This is a genomic window from Larkinella sp. C7 (assembly GCF_006149005.1).
In the GTDB taxonomy this organism is placed as follows: domain Bacteria; phylum Bacteroidota; class Bacteroidia; order Cytophagales; family Spirosomataceae; genus Larkinella.
Genome location: NZ_VBSL01000013.1, coordinates 62,816 through 86,666, shown reverse-complemented (window position 1 = coordinate 86,666; position 23,851 = coordinate 62,816). Strand labels below are relative to the sequence as shown.

Annotated in this window: 18 protein-coding genes; 7 read left to right on the top strand and 11 right to left on the bottom strand. The window is 52.2% G+C overall.

All coding sequences use genetic code 11. The annotated features are described in order from the left end of the window. Nucleotides 1–2: 2 nt before the first annotated feature. The gene (locus tag FH871_RS24860; RefSeq protein WP_138994128.1) at nt 3–1,331 is read right to left on the bottom strand and encodes an adenylate/guanylate cyclase domain-containing protein; all 1,329 of its coding nucleotides are present in this window, start codon (nt 1,329–1,331) and stop codon (nt 3–5) included. Between the two features lie 213 nt (nt 1,332–1,544). On the opposite strand from FH871_RS24860, the gene FH871_RS24855 reads away from it, so the two are divergent. Genes FH871_RS24855 through FH871_RS24840 form a run of 4 tightly spaced genes read left to right on the top strand, consistent with a single transcriptional unit; the run spans nt 1,545 to nt 5,106 of the window. Next, nucleotides 1,545–2,957, top strand: a complete 1,413-nt coding sequence (locus FH871_RS24855; RefSeq protein ID WP_229317553.1) for a CotH kinase family protein — start codon at nt 1,545–1,547, stop codon at nt 2,955–2,957. A gap of 8 nt (nt 2,958–2,965) precedes the next feature. Next, nucleotides 2,966–3,772 (top strand): polyphosphate polymerase domain-containing protein, encoded by an 807-nt coding sequence (locus FH871_RS24850; protein WP_138994126.1) that lies wholly within the window; start codon nt 2,966–2,968, stop codon nt 3,770–3,772. Continuing rightward, on the top strand, nt 3,738–4,400 hold the full coding sequence (locus FH871_RS24845) for a DUF4956 domain-containing protein (RefSeq protein WP_138994125.1): 663 nt from the start codon (nt 3,738–3,740) through the stop codon (nt 4,398–4,400). Before FH871_RS24850 ends, FH871_RS24845 begins: the two co-directional genes overlap by 35 nt. Further along, nucleotides 4,351–5,106: a DUF2490 domain-containing protein gene (locus tag FH871_RS24840; protein ID WP_229317552.1), complete on the top strand. Its 756-nt coding sequence runs from the start codon at nt 4,351–4,353 to the stop codon at nt 5,104–5,106. Before FH871_RS24845 ends, FH871_RS24840 begins: the two co-directional genes overlap by 50 nt. Here FH871_RS24840 and FH871_RS24835 read toward each other — a convergent pair. The 5 genes from FH871_RS24835 to FH871_RS24815 form a co-directional block, all read right to left on the bottom strand. Beyond that, entirely contained in the window at nt 5,101–6,213 is a 1,113-nt protein-coding gene (locus FH871_RS24835; protein WP_138994124.1) for a DKNYY domain-containing protein, read from the bottom strand. The genes FH871_RS24840 and FH871_RS24835 overlap by 6 nt on opposite strands. Before the next feature lie 132 nt (nt 6,214–6,345). Then, a complete protein-coding gene (locus FH871_RS24830; RefSeq protein ID WP_229317551.1) occupies nt 6,346–7,044 on the bottom strand; it encodes a vancomycin high temperature exclusion protein in 699 nt (232 codons plus the stop codon). 10 nt (nt 7,045–7,054) lie between these two features. Further along, complete coding sequence (locus FH871_RS24825; protein ID WP_138994123.1) at nt 7,055–9,715, bottom strand: DNA gyrase/topoisomerase IV subunit A; 2,661 nt, start codon at nt 9,713–9,715, stop codon at nt 7,055–7,057. Nucleotides 9,716–10,056: 341 nt separating this feature from the next. Then, nucleotides 10,057–10,695, bottom strand: a complete 639-nt coding sequence (locus FH871_RS24820; protein WP_114409576.1) for a CoA pyrophosphatase — start codon at nt 10,693–10,695, stop codon at nt 10,057–10,059. Beyond that, nucleotides 10,688–12,277, bottom strand: coding sequence for an NAD(P)/FAD-dependent oxidoreductase (locus tag FH871_RS24815; RefSeq protein ID WP_138994122.1), 1,590 nt, complete (start codon nt 12,275–12,277; stop codon nt 10,688–10,690). The genes FH871_RS24820 and FH871_RS24815 overlap by 8 nt, the downstream gene beginning before the upstream one ends. 345 nt (nt 12,278–12,622) lie before the next feature. Here FH871_RS24815 and FH871_RS24810 point away from each other — a divergent pair, with 345 nt between their 5' ends. Both FH871_RS24810 and FH871_RS24805 read left to right on the top strand, forming a co-directional pair. Then, complete coding sequence (locus FH871_RS24810; RefSeq protein WP_138994121.1) at nt 12,623–14,701, top strand: alpha-L-fucosidase; 2,079 nt, start codon at nt 12,623–12,625, stop codon at nt 14,699–14,701. Nucleotides 14,702–14,714: 13 nt separating this feature from the next. Continuing rightward, the gene (locus FH871_RS24805; protein ID WP_138994120.1) at nt 14,715–15,902 is read left to right on the top strand and encodes an acyl-CoA dehydrogenase family protein; all 1,188 of its coding nucleotides are present in this window, start codon (nt 14,715–14,717) and stop codon (nt 15,900–15,902) included. Between the two features lie 49 nt (nt 15,903–15,951). Here FH871_RS24805 and FH871_RS24800 read toward each other — a convergent pair whose 3' ends face one another. From FH871_RS24800 to FH871_RS24790, 3 genes are all read right to left on the bottom strand, one after another. Further along, the gene (locus FH871_RS24800; RefSeq protein ID WP_138994119.1) at nt 15,952–17,436 is read right to left on the bottom strand and encodes a helix-turn-helix domain-containing protein; all 1,485 of its coding nucleotides are present in this window, start codon (nt 17,434–17,436) and stop codon (nt 15,952–15,954) included. Nucleotides 17,437–17,554: 118 nt separating this feature from the next. Next, a complete protein-coding gene (locus FH871_RS24795) occupies nt 17,555–18,013 on the bottom strand; it encodes a hypothetical protein (protein WP_138994118.1) in 459 nt (152 codons plus the stop codon). Nucleotides 18,014–18,200: 187 nt separating this feature from the next. Further along, entirely contained in the window at nt 18,201–18,623 is a 423-nt protein-coding gene (locus FH871_RS24790) for an OsmC family peroxiredoxin (RefSeq protein ID WP_138994117.1), read from the bottom strand. 211 nt (nt 18,624–18,834) lie between these two features. Here FH871_RS24790 and FH871_RS24785 point away from each other — a divergent pair, with 211 nt between their 5' ends. Then, nucleotides 18,835–19,548, top strand: coding sequence for an MBL fold metallo-hydrolase (locus tag FH871_RS24785; RefSeq protein ID WP_171062942.1), 714 nt, complete (start codon nt 18,835–18,837; stop codon nt 19,546–19,548). A 38-nt stretch (nt 19,549–19,586) separates the two neighbouring features. On the opposite strand, the gene FH871_RS24780 is transcribed toward FH871_RS24785, so the two are convergent. Both FH871_RS24780 and FH871_RS24775 read right to left on the bottom strand, forming a co-directional pair. Next, the gene (locus FH871_RS24780; RefSeq protein ID WP_138994115.1) at nt 19,587–19,802 is read right to left on the bottom strand and encodes a hypothetical protein; all 216 of its coding nucleotides are present in this window, start codon (nt 19,800–19,802) and stop codon (nt 19,587–19,589) included. A gap of 33 nt (nt 19,803–19,835) precedes the next feature. Further along, entirely contained in the window at nt 19,836–23,846 is a 4,011-nt protein-coding gene (locus FH871_RS24775; protein WP_229317550.1) for a non-ribosomal peptide synthetase, read from the bottom strand. Nucleotides 23,847–23,851 lie beyond the last annotated feature (5 nt).

Below are 23,851 nucleotides of genomic sequence, written 5' to 3'. Positions count from 1 at the left end.
GGTCAGGATAGCTTATACAGTTCAACGCCATCTTCCATGCCTTTGACGTCGACCACCCCCAGCAATTCAGTCAGGGCCGGGTATTCGGACAGTTCGTTGATCACATCCTGCGACACCAGCATGTTGGTGCCGTATACTTTGTTGAGTTGCTCGATGCGGGCGGCCAGAATGACCACGTTGCCGGTAATGGAGAATTGTTGCCGGGTTTCGGTGCCGATGTTGCCGATCACGGCATCGCCCACATGAACGCCAATACCGACGCTGGTGGGAATGATGAGGTCTGCAAAGACGGCTTTTTTAATTTCATCGATGATTTCCAGACCGGCTTTGACCGCGTTTTCGGCGGGATTGTCCAGCGGAATCGGAGCGCCAAAGGTGATCATGCAGCCGTCGCCCAGAAACTGGTTGACAATGCCACCGTGGCGGTTGACTACGTCGACAATAATTCTGAAAAACGAATTTTGGTAGGCGACGACCTCATCGGCGGTGTGCTTGTCGGCGTATTTGGTAAAATTTCGAATGTCCAGAAACAGCACGCTTACCTTCATGTGCTGGCTTTTCAGCATACCCTTTTCCTTGATGATCAGGTCCGCAATTTCGGGGGAAACCTGTTGGCCGAAGAAGGTAATCAACTGATTGTGCGTTTCGTTGCCTTCAATGGATGTTTTGATGCTTTTCTGAATTTGCCGGGAAACAAAACCGGCACAGGCTCCGCACAACACCAGAATGCCCGCTTTCACCCCATAGGCAAACGCTACGGACATGTAGAGATCCAGCGAGTCGGCCACCAGCGACGGCTGTTCCAGCAGATACACACTCAGCAACAGATACTCGAAACCAGCCACCAGACCGGTGTAAAACGAAATCCAGAAGTTGAGCCGAAGGGTGGACAGGATGATGAAAAAGTAATAGAGCGTGGCAAAGGGTGACAGCATGACCAGAATCGGGTGGTCGAATTTGTCCGAAATCAGGTACATCAACAGCGATATGGAGGTCACTTCAAACGTCGCGTTCAGGAATTTGGTGAATTGTGGCATGTGAATGCCTTTTTTCAGCCAAAGCCGGAATAAGTTCCAGATACTGAGCTCATAGAGGCCCATGAACAGCAAAAAGCTGAAGACCACCCGCAGGACTGCCATCTTGGCCTGGTGTGGAAAGGCTGACTCGGGAATAAACGAGTGAAAAAATGAGGCAATCAGCACGCCGACACCAAAAACACTGGCCAGCAAACCCGCCCGTTGTTTCTCGCGTCGCAGGTTTTCCTGCGCAAATGCCAGGTGAAAATACGGGCTGATTTCGGGCTTCTCTTTTTTGTGGTAAACAAAGGTCATAGCGTCACGGTACTGGATTGGTTAACATGACAATGCTGCCCGCAATTTAATTCCAGGAAAATACGGTTTCCAGTTCAATCCTACGAAGCGACAAACGAGGGGAGTGAACCGCCGAAGTCGTTTCGTGAGCAGACAAAATTAGCGAAAAACCCATGCAACGCTTTCAGGAGTTTGTACGTACGGTCAAATAATGATTCCCAACCGTATATGTGCATGACACCATCTCGCCTTCTTTTAATTCTAGCTTTGGTTGGTACCAGTTTTTCCTGCCAGCAAAAAGCCATCGACATCGATCCGGCCTCGACCAATTCGGATTGGACCACCGAGTCGCACAGCAACGAGGTTGATCCCAATTATGCTGTCGTTTTTCCGCAGGAACAGGTCAATACCCTGGAAATAACCATGACTGCGGCCGACTGGACCGCGATCCGCGCGGACATGAAAACCAAGTTTGGCAGCGATTTCGGCAGCAGTGGCACAACCGGCGGAGGCATGGGAGGGGCAGGCGGTTTTGGTTCCGATGACCCCGATTATGTTGCCCTGCTGGTCAAATTTAACGGAAAAGTCTGGAACAAAGTCGGTTTCCGGCTGAAAGGCAACTCGAGTTTATCATCGACCTGGCGATCCGGCATCTACAAACTCCCGTTCCGGTTGCACTTCGATAAATTTGAAGACGACTTCCCCGACATCAAAAACCAGCGGTTCTACGGTTTTAAGGAACTGTCGATGTCGCCGGCCTACAGCGATAATTCACTGATTCGGGAGAAAGTAGTGGCCGATATTTTTCGCAGTGCCGGTGTTCCGGCGGCACAAACGGCTTTTTACAAAGTGTACATCGATTTCGGCGAAGGTCAGAAATACTGTGGGGTGTATACGATGGTCGAAGTGATCGACGACACGATGGTGAAAGACCAGTTTGGGGAAGATGACGGCAATATCTACAAACCGGAATCGACCTTTCAGCAGTTTACGCAAAGCCAGTTTGAAAAGAAAAACAACGAAACGGCGGCCGACTGGTCCGATGCCCGGGCTTTCATAACGGCCCTCAACGCCACCACCCGCAACACCAATGCCGCCGAATGGCGGGCCAACCTCGAAAAAACGTTCAATGTCGACCACTATTTGAAGTTTCTGGCGGTCAACAACACCATCGTCAACTGGGATACCTACGGTGCGATGGCGCACAATTATTACCTCTACAACGCCCCGGCTGGCAAACTAACGTGGATTCCGTGGGATCACAACATGTCGATGACCAGCACAGCGGGCGGGGGTGGCAACCCGGGCAATGGCGGGGGCGGAGGAATGCGGGCGGTTTCGATTTCCATGTCCGAAGTGACGAGTAGCTGGCCGCTGCTCCGCTACGTGGCCAACGATCCGGTTTACTACGCCCGCTACAAAGAACACGTCAAAACATTTCTGGAAACCGTGTTTACAACCACCAACATGAACGCGCTTTTTGAGAAAAACACCAATCTTATTTCACCTTATGTCATTGGTCCGCAGGCTACCGAAACCGGAAAATATTCTAACCTGAGCAGTACGGCCAACTTTAGCAGTGCGCTGGGCATCCTGAAAGCCCACGTGGTTACCCGCAACCAAGAAGTCAGTACGTTTTTAAAATAACCGTGTCCATGCGAACCCCTTTTCAAGTCGATGTCCGGGAAATCGAAGCCCAGGCGAGTTCGTTTGCACCCATTGCCCTGGCCGACATGGAGGGTGTCCGGCTGATGAACCGCACGGATACCAAATTCATGCTGCCCCTGCACCAGTTGCCCGAGTTGCTAACGGCGTTGCAGCCGCATTATGCCTGGCTGGAGATCGATGGCAACCGGCTTTGCACCTACGAGACGCTGTATTTCGACACCGATGAGTTGCGGTTTTACCACGACCACCGCACCCGGCGGCTCAACCGCTACAAGATCCGGCAACGGCATTACGTGCAGTCGAACCTCACCTTTACGGAAGTCAAATTGAAAAACAACAAGGGACGGACCATCAAAACCCGCATTCCGACCGCCAGCCGCCCCGGCATGGGTTTCGACGATGCCAGTACGGCTTTTCTGATGCAATATACGGGGTATGAAACCGCCCATCTGAGACCGGTTTTATGGGTGAATTATACGCGCCTGACGCTCGTCAGCCAGACGACGGCCGAGCGCCTGACGATTGATCTGGACGTCTGTTTTCGGAATGGAACGCAGCAGCGGGGGTATCCGCAGGTCGTGATTGCCGAACTGAAACAGGATGCGCTGAAAGCGTCGGAGTTTCTGAAACTGATGAAACAATACCGGATGCGGGAAGGCTCGCTGAGCAAATACTGCCTCGGCCTGATCAGCCTCGACCACACCCTGAAGCAAAATCTTTTCAAACCGAAACTAAAACAATTACACAAACTCATTGCCGATGACGCTCCTGTTGCAACACCTCTCTACGCCTGACAGTTCGGGATTTGCCAACCTGCCGGATGGCGTTTTCACCCGATTGGGCCTCGATTTGTTTACGGTTGTTGTCCTGATCCGGCTGGTCTATTACCGCATTTACCGAAAAACCGATCTGTTCCTGACTTTTTTTACGTTCAACCTCATCATTTTCCTGATCACTTTTCTGCTGAATCAGGTTCAGATGTCGATTGGGGCGGCTTTTGGGTTGTTTGCGGTTTTTTCGATGCTCCGCTACCGAACCGAAGGGCTTTCGGCCAAAGACATGACATACCTGTTCGTGGTGATTGCGGTTGGTCTGATTTCGGCGGTCAGCCAGGGAAGTGGGTATCAACTGGCGATCATCAATGGATTAATTCTGCTTTGTGTACAACTGCTGGAGGGAAACTGGCTTTTTCGGCGCGAATTCAGCAAAACCGTCTTCTACGATCGCGTGGATCTGATCGTGCCGGGACGGCGACCGGATCTGCTGCTGGACCTGGAGAACCGGACGGGGTTGGACATTCACCGGGTTGATATTCAGGGTATTGACTTTCTCAAAGATTCCGCTCAAATCACCATCTATTATTACCAGGACGATGCAAAACTCGAATCTGTTCATAAAGCAGCCGCTTCGCTACTTCGCTAACCGACTTCAGGCCGGGCTGATCGTCTGGTTGGTTGTGTTGCCCGTAATCGGCTGGTCACAAAGCACCGGTTTGGGGCTCTGGTCGGGGGTGAATGTGGAGAAAAAATTCACGAAGAAGTTTGCCCTGCAAGTCAGCACGCAGCTTCGTTTTAGCGAAAATGTATCGGTCACCCGGGCGTTCCTGGGCGAAGCGGGGCTTTCCTACAAGCTCAATAAATCCTGGGAAATCAGCGGTTTTTACCGCTATACGGGTCGCCGGAAGTGGAACAAGGAAACCGATGCGTACTACTACCGTCCTTACCACCGGTATTACGGACAGATTACGTACGATCATAAAATCTGGGGAAACCTAAAACTGGATTACCGGCTTCGGTACCAGAACCAGTTTAAAGACGATGTTGAAGGGCTGGTGGCGGCCGGGAGTTATTTGCGAAATAAAGTCGAATTATCGTATAAAAATCCGTCCCGATTGACCCCTTTTATCTCCGCTGATTTATTTTATTTGGTCGGCGTTGAATTTGATCAAATCCGCTATAAAGCGGGTGTAAGTGCCGATTTAACCAAAACGCAGAGTCTGGATGTAACGGTTTTTAAAGATGCCGCATTGAGCGGATCGGAAGAAAGCAGCGGGGCGGTAATTGGCGTAACGTACAAGGTTAAGTTGGGTTATAAAAAGAAAAAAGTAGCGAAAGAGTCCAACTCATAAATCATCTTCGCCCGGCATTTTAATTTTGCCCAAATGGTACGTGTGTTTGGCATCAGCCGCATCCTGGTTATACACATTTTCAACCAGTTTAAAGCTGGCCGAATCGGCTCCTTTTACCTCTTTTCCGTCGAAATAAACGTGCTCGTTGTCTTTTGCATAACCCGATTCCAGGACGGTGAAGGTGGCCCGGTCGCTGTTTTTTAGCGGTTTATCCTGGTAAAACACGGTTTTGTGGTCCCGGGCATAAAAGTCATTCAGCAGCTCAAAAGTGACTACATCGGCTCCGGAAATTAGCTTATTCTGATAAAATACCTGCGTTGTATCTGCAACATAATCAAGGTGGTTCGGTTCAACCAGCCGGGTAGTGAGCGGGTCAGCGCCGTTTAGTGGTTTATTTTTGTAGTACACCCGGTTTTTATCCTTGGAATACGCAAGATCCAAAACCACAAACGTTTCGGGGTTTGCTCCGGGAATGACCTGCGCTACCGGCAGGTTGCGGACCTTCGGATCGGCGGAATTGATCCAGCAATAAAAAACCTGGTTTCGGTCTTTGGCAAAGCCATTTCCAACGACTTCAAACGAAGGTCCGTCACTGTTCGGAATCATGGTGAGGGCGTAATAGCCGGTTATTTTATCCTTGCAGAAGCTGTAGTCAAGGGGCTGGAGAGAAGCAATGTCGAGTACCGGAAACAGCACGCCATTCGAATACGCATGTAGTTTATCTTTGGCATAACCATTCGATAACAGTTCGAAAGAAGCCGCATCAGCTTTCGATAATCGTTTGATGCTATTTTTCCGGGAGGTGAAATAGGTTTGGCCATCCAGGAAATTATCGCAGTAATAAACCGTGGATTGATCTTTGGCATAATGTTCGTCCAGTGCTTCAAAACTGGCCCCGTGGGCTTCGATATAACTTCCCCGGTAATAGGCTGCCACGGCATCCCGGGCAAAAACGGAGTTCAATTCCTCAAACGAGTCGAGGTCTTCCAGGTTGACCTTATTGCCTTTATAGTAGACGGTTCCATTCTTCGTTTCATAGCCGGATTTTTTGCAGGAGAGCAGGAAACTGAAGCCCAGAACCGACAGGATCAAATAGACGAATTTCATGTTTGGTGTGCGTATTGGAAAGCACTTCAAAGGTAAAGCAGCATTCAGCAATCGCCTATTTGAAATGAATAGCCGGTGGGATTGAGCGCATAACTCGCGGTTTTTAGCAGTATTCCAGAGAAATTGAATCGGCTATCGAATCTCTATATTCTCCATTTGGGGTTGTGGATGCACGATGTATACATCCAGAACGGCCAGGGGGCGGGCCAGGTATTCGCGGATCAGGGTGCGGAACGAATAACCGCCGGGAATGTCCTGGGCGGCAAAGGCAATGGCATCGATGCCCTGGTGGTTGCCAATGTAGAGGGCGCGGGCGTTGTGAAAATTCTGGGAGATGATCGTGATCTTGTCCTGATTGAACACCTGCTTGCAGCGTACCACCGAATCAAAGGTGCGGTAACCGGCGTAATCGAGGGTCATGTCGGCCTCCGGGATGCCCATCCGCAGCAGGGCTTTTTTCATGTCGGAGGGCTCGTTGTAGTATTCCGAGTCGTTGTTGCCGCTCAGGATGATGTGTTTGATTTTGCCCACTTTCCAGAGCCGGGCAGTGGCTTCCATCCGATAGCGGAAAAACAGATTTTCGTTTCCACTTTTCACGGACTTGCTGGTTCCCAGCACCAGACCGACTTCGTTGGAAGGCAGGGAATCCATGTCGAAATAGACCTGACTCCGGGTGCTGTAGACCACCCAGAAATTACAAAGGAGCACGATGGTCACGCCCGCAAATGCCAGGGTGATACTACCCTTGACAAGACGCTTCATCCGTGACACCCGAACCCGGGGTCTGACTCCTTTGTAATTGCCGGATTCCCGGTCAGTCGTGTACGACATTGGATTCATATCATGAAAACAAGCCTAATTGTTTGGCGGATGGCTCGGTTCCGTTGTCTTCCGTTTCGGTTGTTTCGTCCATCGGTTCGTCCGTTTCCGCTTCCACGACGATTAAGTTAGGTGTTATCGCGGTATTTTCCGCTATATCCCGCTCATTATTGCGCCGTGGAGGGAGCAATTTCACTTCTTTCACCTTGGCAAATGGCAATTTCGCCCCCAAAGCCTTCCAACCCCGCACGTCGATGAAGCCTTCAGGCTCCAGCACCATTTTTTCGAGTGGCCCCTTGTCTTTCAACTGGTGGGCAATTTCGAAGCGGGGAAACCGGTCGGCCGTAACCGCCATCAGTTTCGAGCCTTTTGTGTCGCCAATGAAGCTGAATTTCTTGTCCTGCGTTGTGGTTTCAACCTTAAACCGCTTTACATAATGCGATTTCTGGTTGACTTCGTAATAGATGGCCGACAGAATTCGCTCGCTGTCGAACTTTTCCAGAACCGCAATTTCGGACGGTTCGTAGCGGTTGGTCAGGTTATAATTGGTCAGTTCATACTGCCCATCTTTATAGACCACCAAAATGCTCATACCGTTGTCGAAATTCCCTAAATATTTTCCGCGCTCGTCGCGGTTCAACCGACCGAGGTGTTCGTCATACCAGATGTCGACGCCCCCTAGGGTAGAAACCCCGCCCGATTTCAGGCTCACCTTTCGCACCGGATATTTCGTGAGGATATTTCCCTGCGCAGAGCGGTTTTTGATCCCGACTTCCGCAAAATTGTAGTCGAACTGCTTGATTTTGGCCGTACTCTGCGCTGTCAGGTTGATGGTTACTACTTCCGCTTCACCGTTGTCGTTGGCCGTAAACCACAGCACTTTCGACTTCGGATTGCCCATCGTCAGGTCATATTCCCGGTCGCGCGTCACGGCCGTGACGCTGAACCGTTTGGCCATCGTAATCCCTGATTTTCCGTCGAGGTACAGCAGGTTGTAGACCTTGCGCTCGTCATTCTTTTTGAAAACTGCGCAGTAAATGATGTCTTTGCCGACGAAGGTTTTATCCTGAATTTTGGTCACCAGACATTTGCCGTCGCGTCGGAAAACGATGATGTCGTCAATGTCGGAACAATCGGAGACAAACTCATCCTTTTTCAAACCGGAACCGACAAAACCGCCTTCGCGGTCGACGTACAGTTTGGCATTGGCAGCCGCCACAACATTGGCCGAGATGGTGTTGAAGGCCCGGATTTCGGTTTTCCGCTCGCGGCCTTTGCCGTATTTTTTCAGCAGATCCCGGTAATAGTTGATGGCGTAGCGGGTCAGGTTCGCCAGGTTGTCGTCCACTTCCGCCAGTTCCTGCTCCAGTCTCCGCATCAATTCCTCGGCTTTGAAACCGTCGTATTTTGAAATCCGCTTGATCCGGATTTCGGTCAGACGCAACAGGTCGTCCTGCGTAATTTCGCGGTAAAATTGTTTCTTGAACGGTTTCAGCCCTTTGTCGATCGTTTCCAGTACGGCCTCGAACGTTTCGCACTCTTCGATTTTGCGGTAAATCCGGTTTTCGATAAAAATCTTTTCGAGGGAACTGTACAGCAGTTTCTCCAGCAACTCTGCCCGCCGGATTTGCAACTCCCGTTCCAGCAAGTCGACCGTCTGGTGCGTGTTGATCCGCAGAATGTCGGTCACTGTCACAAAGTGCGGTTTGTCCTTGATAATGACGCAGGCATTGGGCGAAGCCGACACCTCACACTCGGTGAAGGCATAGAGCGCGTCGATGGTGATATCGGGAGAAACGCCGGGGGCCAGGTGAACGTGAATTTCGACATCTTTCGACGTCAGATCTTCCACTTTCTTGATCTTGATTTTCCCGTCGTCGTTGGCTTTGATGATCGAATCCTTGATCGACGTCGTCGTGGTGCCGAACGGTATTTCGCGGATGATCAGCGTTTTCTTGTCAAATTCCTCAATTTTTGCCCGGATGCGGGCTTTTCCACCACGGCCACCGTCGTTGTAATTGCTGACGTCGATGTAACCGCCGGTTAAAAAATCAGGGTATAAAGTGACCGGTTTGTCTTTCAGGATGTTGATCGACGCTTCAACCAGTTCAATGAAGTTATGGGGCAGAATTTTGGTCGAAAGACCCACGGCAATCCCTTCTACGCCCATCGCCAGCAGCAGCGGGAATTTAACGGGCAGGGTCACCGGTTCTTTTTTCCGGCCATCGTACGACAATTGCCATTCAGTGGTTTGCGGATTGAATATAACGTCGTTGCCGAATTTCGAGAGCCGGACTTCGATGTAGCGGGGTGCCGCAGCCCCGTCGCCGGTCCGGATGTCGCCCCAGTTGCCCTGTGTGTCGAACACCAGATTTTTCTGGCCGATGGTGGTCAGCGCATCACCGATCGAGGCATCACCGTGGGGGTGATACTGCATGGTCTGGCCGATGACGTTGGCCACTTTGTTGAAGCGCCCATCGTCCATTTCTTTCAGGGCGTGTAGAATCCGGCGTTGTACCGGTTTCAGACCGTCTTCAACGGCCGGAACGGCCCGCTCCAGAATTACGTAGGATGCGTACTCTAAAAACCAGTTTTCGTAGAGGCCCGACACCACGGTTTGCTGGTGGAGGGTGTTTTCATTTTGATCTTCCGGTAAATCAGTTGGGTCCAGAATTTCGCTCATTCGAATGGATACGGATAAAAATCAATGGTAAATGCTATCGTTTTGATTGGGTCGGCGGGTGGAATGGCTCCGTCGATAGCTTCATAAAGATACAATAGTTTTCAAGAAAACAGGCCAGATTGAAGCAAAATGCGGGATTTAGGTCGTTTTCGTGACGTATCTTTACGTCGCCGGGCAAAAAAGAACAAAAGAGATGCCGGTTTTGCAGTCAGGCCTAAAAAGGCACCGTTTCCGGATTTGCAAAGGTTTCGGTCGTATTCATTTTGCGATCCTTGGTATATGATACTTGTATCACAAATATAATAATTTCCAAATAGAATCCCAGAGCTGATTTCACTAATTTACTTCGGAACGGAATGAATCACCGTCAGCAATTCGCTGATCATCATGGCGGTTGCGCCCCACACTTTGAAACCCTGAATCTGGTAAAAAGGGGCGTCGATGAGGGTGCCTTTGATTTCAATACCGTTTTCGCCAATGATGCTTTCGTCCATCAGTTCATCTAACGATACCTCGACTACGTGTTCGACTTCGCGCGGGTCGGGGTAGAAATCCGGGCGGTAGGGAAGGATGCCCACCACGGGCTGTACGTAAAAATTACTGGGAGGAATGTAGATCTCGGTCAGTTTGCCCAACACCTTAACATCCGTTACCCGAATGCCGACTTCTTCCTGAGCTTCCCGCAGGGCCGTCCGGATCAGACTTTCGTCGGTGCGCTCCATGCGACCACCCGGAAAGGCCATTTGGCCGGCATGAACACCATCGTATTGGGGTCGCAGAATCAGGGGTAAAAAAATCGAATTCTGGTAGGGATAAAAGACAATCAGGACGGCACTCCGGCGGGTCCGTTCGTTCGGTTGCATTGCCATTCGCAAACGCGACCGGGCTGCCATTTTCAGGTGGGCATCCGGGCCGGGCAGCGGTTCGGCCAGTCGTTCCCGCAGGGCACTGGCGAAGCTATGAAACGAAGGATCAACCATAGCGTTTAATCAGTTGTTCAGCACATTTTTCACCGTCCATAGCCGCCGACACAATGCCGCCCGCATACCCGGCACCTTCACTACAGGGATACAGCCGCCGGATCTGCACGTGTTCGAGCGTATCGGCCAGCCGCGGAATCCGGACGGGCGACGACGTCCGGCTTTCCACCCCAATGAGCTGGGCTTCGTTCGTCACATAGCCGCGCATCGACAGGCCAAACTGTTTCAAACCGGCTTTCAGAGGAGCTGCAATGGCTTCCGGCAGCACCGAACTCATATCGGCCGGTTTCAGGCCGGGTTGATAGGACGTTGGCAACAGGCTGCCGGAAACCCGCCCATTGACGAAATCCGAAACCCGCTGGGCCGGTGCGGTTTGATCGCCCCCGGCCAACTGACAGGCGCGTTGTTCGAGTTCTTTCTGGTATTGCAAACCGGCCAGCGGGCCGTAGTCCCGGTATTTTTTCAAATCGTTTTCGTGGATGGCCACCACCAGGCCCGAATTCGCGAATTTTGAATCCCGGCGCGAGGGCGACATGCCATTGACCACCAGTTCGCCCGGCGCGGTGGCGGCTGGCACAATGAAGCCACCCGGACACATACAGAACGAAAACACACCCCGCTCGATGCCCTTGTGACGTGTTTGCGTGACCAGACTGTACGATGCTGCCGGCAGGTAATCCCCCCGATTCGGGCGGTGGTACTGTACCTGGTCGATGAACGACTGCTGGTGCTCGATCCGGACGCCCATCGCAAACGGTTTGCTTTCGATGGTGATGCCTTTCTGCTGCAAGAGCGCAAACACGTCACGCGCCGAGTGACCGGTGGCCAGAATGACCCCCAGTCCGGTTAATTCTTCGCCCCGGTGAGTAACAACGCCCTTGATTTCATTTTGTTCAACCAGCAAATCGACCATGCGGGTATCGAAACGGATTTCGCCCCCCGCATCGAGAATGCTTTGCCGCAGCGCCATCACCACATCGGGCAGTTTGTTGGTACCAATGTGCGGATGGGCATCGACCAGAATCTGTTCCGTGGCACCGTGGGCGACGAGAATTTCGAGGATCCGGCGAACATCGCCCCGTTTTTTGGAGCGGGTATAGAGTTTGCCATCGGAATAGGTTCCGGCACCCCCTTCGCCAAAGCAGTAATTGGATTCGGGATTGACAACGTGCTCTTTGTTGATGGCCGCCAGGTCGCGCCGACGGGTTCTGACATCGCTGCCGCGTTCCAGCACCACCGGTTTGATGCCCAGTTCGACCAGCCGCAGTGCCGCAAAAAGCCCCGCCGGTCCGGCACCAACCACCACCACCTGCCGGGCATTGCTGACGTTCGGATAGGTGCGTTGGTAGGCAATCAGGGGGTGCGGTTTTTCGCCAATGTACACTTCGGCGTCGATATGAACTTTAATTTGCCGGGATCGGGCGTCGATGGACTGGCGCAGTTTTCGGACAACAGGACGTTCGGGTTCCGCTCCGGTCAGCAGATCCGACGGAATCAATAATCGGTTATAGACTTCCCGCTCGAAAGCCGCATCATCCAGGGCAATATCGGGTTCGAGGGTTAACGAAAGCGAATGAATCATACATGAAAACTCCTGCTTCTTCAACAACACGACCGTGTTCCCGGTTCGCAGGTATTTCTTATATTATTTAGGTATTTTTTGGTAAAATTAGTCAAATAACTGAATGTAACCCGCTCAGTGGGTGAAGACCCTGACCACAATGGCGTTTACGATCCAATATGCCTCATTGAAAAAACCCGCCACCTGAGTAATCAATTGACAAAAACCGAACTACTTTTACCATCCTTTCAGGCGTATTGGATCGGTCAAAAGCTCCATGAGTATTTGAAAACAAGTAACCAGATTTGCCACTGCGGTCAGGATTCCAGAGCGCTGACCGGATGGCATGATGTCAATCTCTTATCAATGAAAAAATTTCTTTATTTAGGATTACTCAGTACGTTAAGCGTCAACGCGCAAAAGACTGCCCCCCCCGCGCCCTACGGTGCCCTGCCGACCCCCCAGCAGGTGCAGTGGCAGCAAATGGAATATTACATGTTCATCCATTTTGGTCCGAACACGTTTACCAACAAGGAATGGGGCCACGGCGACGAAGATCCGAAAGTCTTCAATCCGTCGCGCCTGGATGCCCGCCAGTGGGCCAAAACTGCCAAGGCGGCTGGTATGAAAGCCATCATCATCACGGCCAAACACCACGACGGTTTTTGCCTCTGGCCGAGTAAATTCAGCAAACACACGGTGCGCGAGAGTGCCTGGAAAAATGGACAAGGCGATGTCCTGCGTGAGTTGTCGAATGCCTGCAAGGAATACGGGTTGAAATTTGGCGTCTACCTCTCGCCCTGGGACCGCAACCACCCCGCCTATGGCACACCGGAGTATAACCAGATTTTTGCCAACACGCTCGATGAGGTGTTGAGCAGCTATGGCGACGTGTTTGAACAGTGGTTCGATGGGGCCAATGGCGAGGGGCCGAATGGAAAACGCCAGGAATACGACTGGGATCTGTTCCGGGGCGTGGTGTTCAAGCACCAGCCGAAAGCCATCATTTTCAGTGATATAGGTCCGGGTTGCCGGTGGATGGGGAACGAATCCGGTATTGCCGGAGAAACCAACTGGTCGACGCTGAATACGGACGGTTTTGGCATGGGTAATGCCGCGCCCTCCACGCAGGTCTTGAATACCGGCAATGAAAACGGGAAGTACTGGATTCCGGCGGAAGTCGACGTGTCGATTCGGCCGGGCTGGTTTTACAGCCCCGACACCGATGACCGGGTCAAAACCCTGACACACCTGATGAAGATTTATTACTCGTCAGTAGGCCGCAACGGCAATTTGCTGTTGAATGTACCGGTTTCGCGCGAAGGCCTGATTCATCCCAACGACTCGACGCGGTTGATGGAATTCCGCAAAACTGTCGATGCTTCTTTCAAAACGAATCTGGCCCTGGGCAAAACCGCAACGGCTTCGACAGTCCGGGGAAAGGATCATCATTTTGCGGCTGGTAATTTGCTGGATGGCAACTACGATACCTACTGGACGACGGATGATGCCGTTCGGCAGGCTTCGTTTGTGGTTGACCTGGGAAAACCGACCGAAATCAACCGCGTGGTGTTGCAGGAATACATTCCGCTGGGGCAACGTGTCAAATCGTTCAAAGTGGAAGCCTGGAACGGCAACCGGTTCGAAACCATCGATCAGCAAACGACCATTGGCTACAAACGGATTCTGGTTTTTCCGACGCTGAAAACCGCCAAAGTGCGGGTGACGATTCTCGATGCCAATGCCTGCCCGGTGCTCTCGTCGGTCGGTATTTACAAAGCACCGGAGTTGTTGTCGAATCCCGAGATTGCCCGGAGCAAACAGGGTTTGGTGACGATCACGTCGGAAGTTGCAGATCCGGTTATTCGGTATACGACCGATGGAACGGAGCCAACGCTGGCATCAACGCGGTATTCTGCGCCGTTCAACTATGCCAAAGGCGGTACGATCAAAGCCAAAGCGTTCATTAAAAACGGTGCGGAATCCTCGGAAACCATCCCGGCCTCGTTCGACCTGGCGCCCGCCAACTGGTCGGTTGTCGGTGATGAAAGTAGCCGGAATTCCGCCAGCCGGGCGATTGATTCGAACCCCGGCACCGTCTGGCAAACCGCCCGGCAGGAGGGCGGCAGGAAACATCCGCACGAGTTGGTCGTCAATCTGGGCGAAAGCCTGACCCTGAAAGGATTTACCTACACTCCCCGGCAGGATGGCCAGTCGGGCGGGACGATTTACCAGTATAGTTTTTACGTAAGCGAAAACGGAACCGACTGGAAACCGGTGTTGGAAAACCGCTCGTTTGCCAACATCAAAAACAATCCGGTGAAACAGGAGGTGGCTTTTCCGGCTCCTCAGACCGCAAAATTCATCAAACTGGTGGCACTTTCGTCGGTGAATGAAAACGAGCACTGGACGTCGGCGGCTGAGGTTGGGGTGTTGGTCCATTAACGGTTTATACAGCATGGCAACTCTGCAAACCACCGGTTTTGAAGCACCTGATTTTTACGGGATCGACGAGCTGCTGACGGACGACCAGAAGCTCGTCCGGTCGGCCATGCGGGCATTTGTGAATCGGGAAATCAGCCCGATCATCGAAGACTGCGCCCAGCGGGCAGAGTTTCCGGCCGACATGCCCCGGAAGTTTGGCGAAATCGGTGCGTTTGGACCCACCATTCCGGCGGAATACGGCGGGGGCGGGCTCGATGCCATTTCCTACGGTCTGATGATGCAGGAAATCGAGCGGGGTGATTCGGGGATGCGGTCGTGTGTTTCGGTGCAAAGCTCGCTGGTAATGTGGCCGATTGATGCGTTTGGCTCCGAAGAACAAAAGCGGAAGTACTTGCCGAAACTGGCGACGGGCGAATGGCTGGGCTGTTTTGGCCTGACCGAACCCGACCACGGTTCCAACCCCGCCGGTATGCAAACTGCCTTCACAGAGCATAGCGACCATTATTTGCTCAATGGTTCCAAATTGTGGATCACCAATTCGCCGGTGGCTGATCTGGCCGTGGTGTGGGCAAAAAACGAGCAGGGACGCGTCCGGGGATTGCTGGTCGAACGCGGAATGGAAGGCTTCTCGACGCCCGAAATCCACCACAAATGGTCGTTGCGGGCCAGTGCGACGGGCGAACTGGTGTTTCAGGATGTAAAAGTGCCGAAGGAAAACCTGCTGCCCGGCAGCGACGGCATGAAAAGTCCGCTGCGCTGCCTCGATCAGGCGCGGTACGGAATTGCCTGGGGCGTGGTTGGCGCGGCCATGGATTGTTACGACTCTGCCCGGCGGTATGCCCTGGAACGGCAGCAATTCGGAAAACCCATTGGGGCTTTTCAACTGGTGCAGAAAAAACTGGCCGAGATGCTCACCGACATCACGAAGGCGCAGTTGATCTGCTGGCGGCTGGGCGTGTTGAAAAACGAAGGAAAAGCGACCACGGCGCAGATTTCGATGGCCAAGCGGAACAACGTCGAAATGGCCCTGAACGTGGTTCGGGAAGCCCGGCAGATTCACGGTGCGATGGGCATTTCGGGCGACTATCCCATCATGCGCCACCTCATGAACCTGGAATCCGTGGTTACCTATGAAGGCACACACGACATTCACCTCCTGATTCTGGGCAACGAAATTACGGGAATACCGGCTTTTAAGTGATGAGTTAAGAGTTGGCTGACGCATTTAACTCGTAATTCATAACTCTTAACTATTTCAACTCCTCCAGCGCCTTTTTCATCGCATCGACCTGGCGTTTTTTCTGCAATCCGGTGGGGGCGGCCACGCGTTCGCGGCAGTCGAAAATCCCGCAGCGTTCGCAGGCTTCGTTGACGATGCGCTGGGAGATGTTGGGGGATAAGGGATTCAAAAACCGCATTTTACTTTTAAGCGTGTCGGTCATTTTAAAGCACATCGACACACTCATGTTCTGCTGCTGGTGAGGCTGGTAGGGCTGGGCGACCGACACAATCAGGAAGGTATTCCCCGTGTCGGCATAGGTCGAAAGCTGGGCCTGACACAAAGCCCCTACGTGGTTTTTGTTTTTTTGCAGAAAAGCCAGTTCCTGCAGAATGGTCAGGGCCACCCAACGGCGGCAGTAATGCTCATCGACCATGCTTTTTGGACCCTGCTGGCGGGTCAGGTGCATTTCCTTTGTCAGATGGAAATTGGTTTGCCCGGCGGTGTTGTTAAACCGGTAAAAGAACAACTGATCGATGCCGAAGTATTTGGGAAGCAGGTTGCTGAGCCGGTAGAAAAACCGCTCGGGCGTGGCGTTGAAGGACTGAATCAGGTTGAGAAAGGCATCGTTGCTCCAGTTGGTCTGGTCGAAAATGGCCTGCAGGCGCGTAATCAGATCCGTCCGGCGAATCAGAATGGTTCCGGCAAAATAAGACGCTTTGTAATTGTTAAGAATCTGCTCGAACGACTCCACTTCCACGTATGAGTAGGTATAGGGCCGGATTTTCAGGTTGAGGTACTGAAATCCCACTTCGCGGGCCAGAATGAACGTTTTTTGCTCAACCGACAAATGGCTGTTGAGGTATAGCGTGCCGGATTCCGGGCGGAAAACGGAGCGCAGGGCCGCCAGTTCCGGGTGGCTCTCCCGGCTAAAGTTTACCAGTTTATAATTATACCGGGTTCGTAGCAGGCTACTCAACAGGCTCTCATCGACCAGCGAATGGCTCGACGCAAACTCCGTCAAAAACCGGTCGCCATCCTGCTCGATGTCTTCAAAATAGTTGTCGTGCATTTCCTGGTACGACCGCAGCACCGCCATGTAAAGCCGTTCGACACTGACGTGGTAACTCCGCCCGATGTTCATCACCGTCGAAATCATGGCACTGACTTTGGCGGGGGCTTCTGCCAGCAATTCCAGCAAATCGGAGGGGTCGATGCCCAGGAGTTCGAGCGGGATTTCGGTTAGAAACCGGGAGCGCAGCAGCTCGGAAATGGGTTCGAGTTTCTTGCTGAGTTTGAGCGAAACCAGCGTATCGTAGTCCACGTCCATGGCCTTGGCAAGGGCCGCAATTTTATCCGTTTTGGGGTATTTTCGGCCTTTTTCGATTTCGGTTAAGTACGAAACCGAAAGCCCGGAAATCTGGCCCAGTTCACTGATCGATAACCCTTTATCCAACCGGATCTGTTTTAATTTCAGTCCAAAAAGCAGGCGGATATGGTCGGTATAGACAGCCACTGAGTAGGGGAGGTTAAGGTTCTGATGGAAGTAAAAATACCGCTAAAATCGACGGTAAACAAAAAAGTCCACCCGGTTCGATTTTTACCGGGTGGACTTGCTATAAAATGAATCGATATTATCGTCTCATTCCTTTGTATGAACGGGTCCATTTGGCTACAGTGCCATTTTGGTTCAGGGTCGTGACCGATGTGACGGTGACGAGCCGGCCTTCAAACAGACCTGAACCCAGGAATTCAGCATCATATTGTTTGTTGCCCAGCGTCATCTGGTCGCGGGTTCGGTTGACCGTAAACTTGGTTCCGTCTAATTTGACGACATCGTTGGCGATGCTGAAACCCGGGAATTCAGTGGTCATTTTCAGTTCATTCGACGCATCTCCCTTGCTGAAGGTAAGGACGCCCTTTCCGCTGTCTTCATTGAAGTCGATGGATCCGATGATGGTTTTTGACGAATAATCAATGTCGTAGGTTCCGTAGTATTGTTCTCTTGGATCGACATTATCCGCTTCAGAATCGCTTTTTTTACAGGAAGATATACCCACTACGAGGATGAAAAAAACGACGATGAGTCTCATTGTGCCCTTTAGGTTTTTCAACGGTTGAAAAATAGATAGATAATAGGTCATTTCGCTATAGAACGAAATCGATGGCCTATCTAATATATTCTACCGCAAATGATACGCCAGAAATGGGAATATTCGATGAATGGTTTCGCGGCATCGGAATCCCGAAAGGCTGGGATTCCGATACAACAGGGTGACCTTATTCCAGCGTCGCGTCTACGCTGATGGCCGTATTGAATAACTTTGAAATCGGGCAGTTTTTTTCGGCATGCTCGACGAGTTCGTCAAATTTTTCTTTCTCAAGACCCGGAACGCTGGCCTTCACAGTCAACTTCGAGCTGCTGATGCTGCTGCTGGCGGTATCGAGCGAAACAACGGCTTTGGCGTCGATGAACGTGGCCGTAAAACCGGCTCCCTGAATGTTAAAAGCGAGTTGCATCGCAAAACAGCCGGCGTGGGCGGCAGCCGCCAGTTCTTCGGGATTGGTCCCTACGCCATCGGCAAACCGGGTGTTGAAAGAGTATTGGGTTCCGTCCAGAACGGTGCTGGCGGTGCTGACCGTACCTTTACCATCTTTGCCTGAACCTTCCCAATGGGCGGTGGCATTGCGTTTGATTTCCATAAAGTGGATGTTTGTGTTTAAGCCGGAAAAGTAAGAAATGTTGCGGACAGCCCGGCAACTTACTTAGGATTTGGTCTAAAAATAATACTGACTTCAAAAGGCAAAGTGGAATTTTGGCGAATGATTCGTTTTTCAAACATCCTGAATAGCCCGAATGGCAAGGCAAAACCGTATTACATCCTGGCGGGTTCACCCACACAAACCAATTGCTATGCAAATCCTAAAAAATCTGTTTCAGGTCGGCGGTGACCTGAACGGCCTTACCTTCGACCAGCCGGGGGCGTTGTGGAACGATGCCAATTCGTACGTTTTAAAGACGGAACAGGGACTGATTCTGTTCGATTGCGGCTGCGGGGATACGATGGAACAGATTTTCACCAACCTGCAGTATTGGGACCTTTCGCCGGACGACATTCGCTACTGCCTCCTGACCCATGCCCATTTCGACCATGCCGGTGGTGGTCACCTTCTGAAACAGCGGGGTATTCCGATCATTGCTTTGGGCGAAACGGCCGATGCCGTTGGTTCCGGCGACGAACGTTGCTGCGGATATCTCTACCACAAAACCTTCCAGCCTTTTGCGGTGGATCAACGGGTGGAAGACGGCCAGAAACTACGCTTACTGGGGGTAGAAATCGACGTGATGCACCTGCCCGGCCACAGCCGGGGTTGCACAGCCTATTTGTTCAACTGGGAGCAGAAGCGGGTCGTCGTCAGTGGCGATGTGATCGGGACGCTGTTAAGCGGGGATTTTGGATGGAGTGGATCCATTGATTTCGATAAAAAGAGCTACACGGAGTCGCTGCGCCGGTTTGCCAAAGTGGACACCGATCTGATGCTGCCCGGTCACGGTATGATCTATTTTCACAAACCCCGCCGGCGGGTCGAAGATGCCCTGAATTCGGCCTTGATGCAGTGGCGGTAAGGCCGGAATCGAATGCCAAACCGCCCGCATCTCCGCCCTTAGACCGAGGTTTTCTTCGACAAATGCACGATACACTTGCCTTCGGTGTTGATGTGAAAATTCGTATTCAAATACAGTTCATTGACTTTTCCGTTTTTCTCCAGAAATTCTTCCACTGCACACCAAACCTCCTCGTCCATGGAAACCTCCTCGACCAACAGGGTTCCGTGGGGGAGAATTCTTCGTTCGGGATCAAGATTCGTAATAATTGCCATCGTGTACCGAAGTGAAAAGGTAAAAACCGGATGTTAGGTTAAGCGATCCAGAACTTCCTGTAAGATCCGGGCAAATTCTTTGTCGTTGGGCGACGTAAACAAATTGAAGTGGTCGCCGGGAACTTCGTGAATGGTAATCCCATTCAAAGCGAACGGTTTCCAGCCCAGGTATTCAAAATCATCTACATAATAGCTGTGTTTTTTAGCCCGAAACAAGGTTACCGTAATCTCCTGGGGTTCCAGCCGGTACTTTCGGGATGCTATTTCGTTGGCTTCATTCACCTTGTAATAGTTGCCATGAAACACTTTGAGATGGTCTTCGTTGTAGCGAATTTTTCGATAAAACCGGTTTGCTTTATTCTGTACAGATTTGGTTACATTGACTACGGTTTCGCGGGGGTTTTCTTTCAATAACGTCAGCACATACAGCCGCTCTTTGATCGCTGTGAGGGTGTTTTGCCAGGCTTTCGCGGGCCAGGGGTCGTAAAAATTGGACTGATAGGCATACGTATCGAACATCGCGAGCATTTTCACTTCTTTCCCCATCCTGCGGAGTTGTTTGCTCATTTCATACGCGATGATCCCCCCAAACGAATACCCGGCTAACGCATACGGACCTTCGGGGTTTTGAGCCCTGATGGCATCGATATAATAGGCCGCAATCTCTTCAATACTCTCAAGCGGCTGATCTTCGCTGTTGATTCCCTTGGCCTGCAAGCCATAAACCGGTTGATCGGGGGCCATGCTCAAGGCCAGGGTGTTGAACAGCAGCACGTGAAGGCCTGCGCCGTGGACGATATACAGCGGAATTTTGGTTCCGTGGGGTTTGATCGGCACCAGCGAATCCCAGGTGACCGACCGGCCATTCATGTGCAGGATCGACGCCAGTTTTTCGATCGTCGAATACTCGAAGAGGGTTGCCAGCGGCAGGTTTTTACCGGTTTTTTTCTCCAAAAGGCTCATCACCTGTACCGCCGTCAGCGAATGGCCGCCCAGTTCGAAAAAGTTATCAAACACACTGATGTTTTCAATTTTCAAACACTGGCTCCAGATTTCAGCCACCAGTTTTTCTACATCCGTTCGCGGGCTCATAAAACCGGTTTCATTATCCCGTTCGCTCAGGGCGGGCGCGGGCAGTAACTTCCGGTCAATTTTGCCGTTGGCGGTGATCGGGAATTTCGCCAAGGCCACAAAAGCGCGGGGAACCATGTAGTCGGGAAGGTGCTGCCGGAGTTGCTGTTTCCACTGCTGAACCAGTTCCTTCGGGAGAGCCTGGTTAATTTCCGGGGATTCGGAGACGACATAAGCCACCAGCTGCTGGTCGCCGGGCCGGTCTTCCCGGGCGATGACCACCACTTCTTTTATTTCCGGGATTTGATGAATGGTATTCTCAATTTCGCCGAGCTCGATGCGGTGTCCTCTGATTTTTACCTGATGATCGATGCGGCCCAGGCACAGGATTTCGCCGTTGTCCAGTAACCGCCCCAGATCGCCGGTGCGGTACATCCGGCCTCCCGGTGTCCCCGCAAACGGATCGGCCACAAACCGTTCCCGGGTCAACTCGGGGCGGTTCAGATACCCCCGCGCCACCCCTGCGCCCCCAATCCACAGTTCCCCGATTTCGCCGTCGGCAACCGGCTGCTGCTGCTCATCCAGGATATACACCCAGGTGTTGTGGATGGGACGGCCAATCGTAATCGGCTCGTCTTTTCGGATGTGCTTCAGGGTGCCCCAAACTGTGGTTTCGGTGGGTCCGTACACGTTCCAGAGCTCATCGGTTTTTTCAAGGAGCTTATCGGCCAGGTCCGGCGCCAGCGGTTCACCCCCACACAGCACTTTCAGCGGCAGGGGTTTGTCCCAGCCCGAATCGAGCACCATGCGCCAGGTGGCGGGGGTGGCCTGCATGATGGTGACGGTCTGGGTCTGGATCAGTTCAAGCAACGCCCGGCCATCGCGGGCGGTGGCCTGATCGGCCAGCCGGATGGAGGCTCCCACGATCAGGGGCAAAAATAGTTCAAGGCCGGCAATGTCGAAGGATATGGTGGTGATCGCCAGGACGGTATCATTTGGCGTAATGCCGGGCTGCTGGATCATGCTCCAGAGGAAATTCACCAGGTTGTGGTGCTCGATGAGCACACCTTTGGGTTTGCCGGTGGAACCCGATGTATAGAGCACGTACGCCAGGTCATTTCCTTCCACAACCTGTTCAGGCTCCTCCTTCGAATGGTTTTTAGACTCCTTTAACGCGGTCTCCAGGTGAATTTCCGTTGTGTCGGTATTCAGGTAGTGGTGGTATTTTTCAGAGGTAATCAGCGTTTTGGCCGATGCGTCCTCCAGCATAAACTGCAGACGATCCGCGGGGTAGTCGGGGTCCAGCGGGAGGTAGGCGGCACCGGCTTTCAGAACCGCCAGCAGGATCATGACCATTTCGGGCGACCGATCCAGCATGATGCCAACGATGTCTCCGCGCTGAACACCTTCTTGGATCAGGTAGCGGGCGAGCTGGTTGGCCGTTTCGTTCAAAACCCGGTAGCTTATTGTTTGCCGGTTAAAAACGAGCGCGATTGTTTCCGGCTGCTGCCGGGCGGTTTGGGCAATCAGCGTCTGCGTCGGTGTATGAAACGGGTAATCGGTTTTGGTGTAGTTTAATGGAACCCAATTTTTTTTCAGCGGTTTCTCCGATTTGATATCGATGTCGCGAATGGCAATGGATGCATCGGCCACCACGGTTTCCAGAATCCGTATCAATCCGCTCATCATCTGATCGATGGTCTCCGCCTTGAACAAGTGGGTGTTATACGTCCAATTCAGCATGAGTGCCTGATCCTCGCCACTGACATCCAGAAAAAGTTCGAAATTTTCGTACTTTTTGGGTTGATAAACGACCTGGTGGGTAAGTCCAACAAAGCTAAAATCGCCGTCCTTGCGATTAAAGTTAAAGATGATCGGCACCAGCGGCACCCTGGAAATATCCCTGGGAACGTTCAGCTTTCTCAATAGACTGCCAAACGTCAGGCGCTGGTGCTCGTGCGCATCGAGAACCGTTTTTTTACAGTGTTTTAAAAAGTCTGAAAAACCGAGATCCATTTCGATCTGGCTGCGCAAGGGCAACAAATTGACACAATGCCCCGCCAACTGCTGGTAATCCGTAATGGATTGGCCCGCTGTTGGCAAACCGATGATCACATCATCCTGCCCGGTCAGCCGGTGAATCAGTACCTCAAAAGCCGCCAGCAGGGTGGTGGCAAAGCTGCACCCGGCTTTTGCGGCCACTTTCCGGACGGCGGTTACCAGAGTCGGTTCGAGGGTATAATCCAGGCGGTGGCAGTCGAAGGTGCGGGTGGCCGGTCTGGGAAAATCAGTGGGCAGGTCAAAAACCGGAATTTTCTTTTTGTACAGATTTACCCAGAACGCTTCCGTTCGGTGGTAGTCATCACTGCTCAGATACTGAAACTGCCGCGTGGCATATTCCGCAAACGAAGGCGCTTCGGGTAAATCGGGAAGGGTATGGTTGACAAAACTCGAATAAAATACACTCAAATCGTTCAGCATGACGCCCATCGACCAGCCATCGCTGATGATGTGGTGCGTGGTCAGCACCAATTCATGCACGTGTTCCGACATTTTGAACAGACCCACTTTCAGTAAGGGGCCCTGCAACAGGTCAAATACGTGCATCGCGTCCTGCGCCAGATAGTCAGCGAGCAAACGGTCTTTTTGGGGGGCCGGGTTGTGGGAAAGATCCTGATAGGAAATTTCAATCCGCAGCGCTTGATAGACGTAGATGTGTTCGCCGTTGGGGCTGACGACAGACCGTAAAGAGTCGTGTCGGTCAACCACCGCCTGAACCGCCTGGGTCATGGCCCGGCGATCCAGTGCCCCTTCCAATCGCAGCGTGTTTGTTAGATTATAGGACCGGTTGGCATTATCTCCTCCCAACAGACAGGCGATCCAAATTTCGGTTTGCGGCCCGGTAGACGGTGCAATTTGCGCAATTTCGGGACCCGCAAAAGGGTCAAAATCAACCGCTATCGTTTTAGGCATCGTAA

Excerpts from the sequence above, each read along its gene's own strand:
- FH871_RS24860 (WP_138994128.1), bottom strand. The coding sequence starts at position 1,331 with ATGACCTTTGTTTACCACAAAAAAGAGAAGCCCGAAATCAGCCCGTAT.
- FH871_RS24855 (WP_229317553.1), top strand. The coding sequence starts at position 1,545 with ATGACACCATCTCGCCTTCTTTTAATTCTAGCTTTGGTTGGTACCAGT.
- FH871_RS24850 (WP_138994126.1), top strand. The coding sequence starts at position 2,966 with ATGCGAACCCCTTTTCAAGTCGATGTCCGGGAAATCGAAGCCCAGGCG.
- FH871_RS24845 (WP_138994125.1), top strand. The coding sequence starts at position 3,738 with ATGACGCTCCTGTTGCAACACCTCTCTACGCCTGACAGTTCGGGATTT.
- FH871_RS24840 (WP_229317552.1), top strand. The coding sequence starts at position 4,351 with ATGCAAAACTCGAATCTGTTCATAAAGCAGCCGCTTCGCTACTTCGCT.
- FH871_RS24835 (WP_138994124.1), bottom strand. The coding sequence starts at position 6,213 with ATGAAATTCGTCTATTTGATCCTGTCGGTTCTGGGCTTCAGTTTCCTG.
- FH871_RS24830 (WP_229317551.1), bottom strand. The coding sequence starts at position 7,044 with ATGTCGTACACGACTGACCGGGAATCCGGCAATTACAAAGGAGTCAGA.
- FH871_RS24825 (WP_138994123.1), bottom strand. The coding sequence starts at position 9,715 with ATGAGCGAAATTCTGGACCCAACTGATTTACCGGAAGATCAAAATGAA.
- FH871_RS24820 (WP_114409576.1), bottom strand. The coding sequence starts at position 10,695 with ATGGTTGATCCTTCGTTTCATAGCTTCGCCAGTGCCCTGCGGGAACGA.
- FH871_RS24815 (WP_138994122.1), bottom strand. The coding sequence starts at position 12,277 with ATGATTCATTCGCTTTCGTTAACCCTCGAACCCGATATTGCCCTGGAT.
- FH871_RS24810 (WP_138994121.1), top strand. The coding sequence starts at position 12,623 with ATGAAAAAATTTCTTTATTTAGGATTACTCAGTACGTTAAGCGTCAAC.
- FH871_RS24805 (WP_138994120.1), top strand. The coding sequence starts at position 14,715 with ATGGCAACTCTGCAAACCACCGGTTTTGAAGCACCTGATTTTTACGGG.
- FH871_RS24795 (WP_138994118.1), bottom strand. The coding sequence starts at position 18,013 with ATGAGACTCATCGTCGTTTTTTTCATCCTCGTAGTGGGTATATCTTCC.
- FH871_RS24790 (WP_138994117.1), bottom strand. The coding sequence starts at position 18,623 with ATGGAAATCAAACGCAATGCCACCGCCCATTGGGAAGGTTCAGGCAAA.
- FH871_RS24785 (WP_171062942.1), top strand. The coding sequence starts at position 18,835 with ATGCAAATCCTAAAAAATCTGTTTCAGGTCGGCGGTGACCTGAACGGC.
- FH871_RS24780 (WP_138994115.1), bottom strand. The coding sequence starts at position 19,802 with ATGGCAATTATTACGAATCTTGATCCCGAACGAAGAATTCTCCCCCAC.
- FH871_RS24775 (WP_229317550.1), bottom strand. The coding sequence starts at position 23,846 with ATGCCTAAAACGATAGCGGTTGATTTTGACCCTTTTGCGGGTCCCGAA.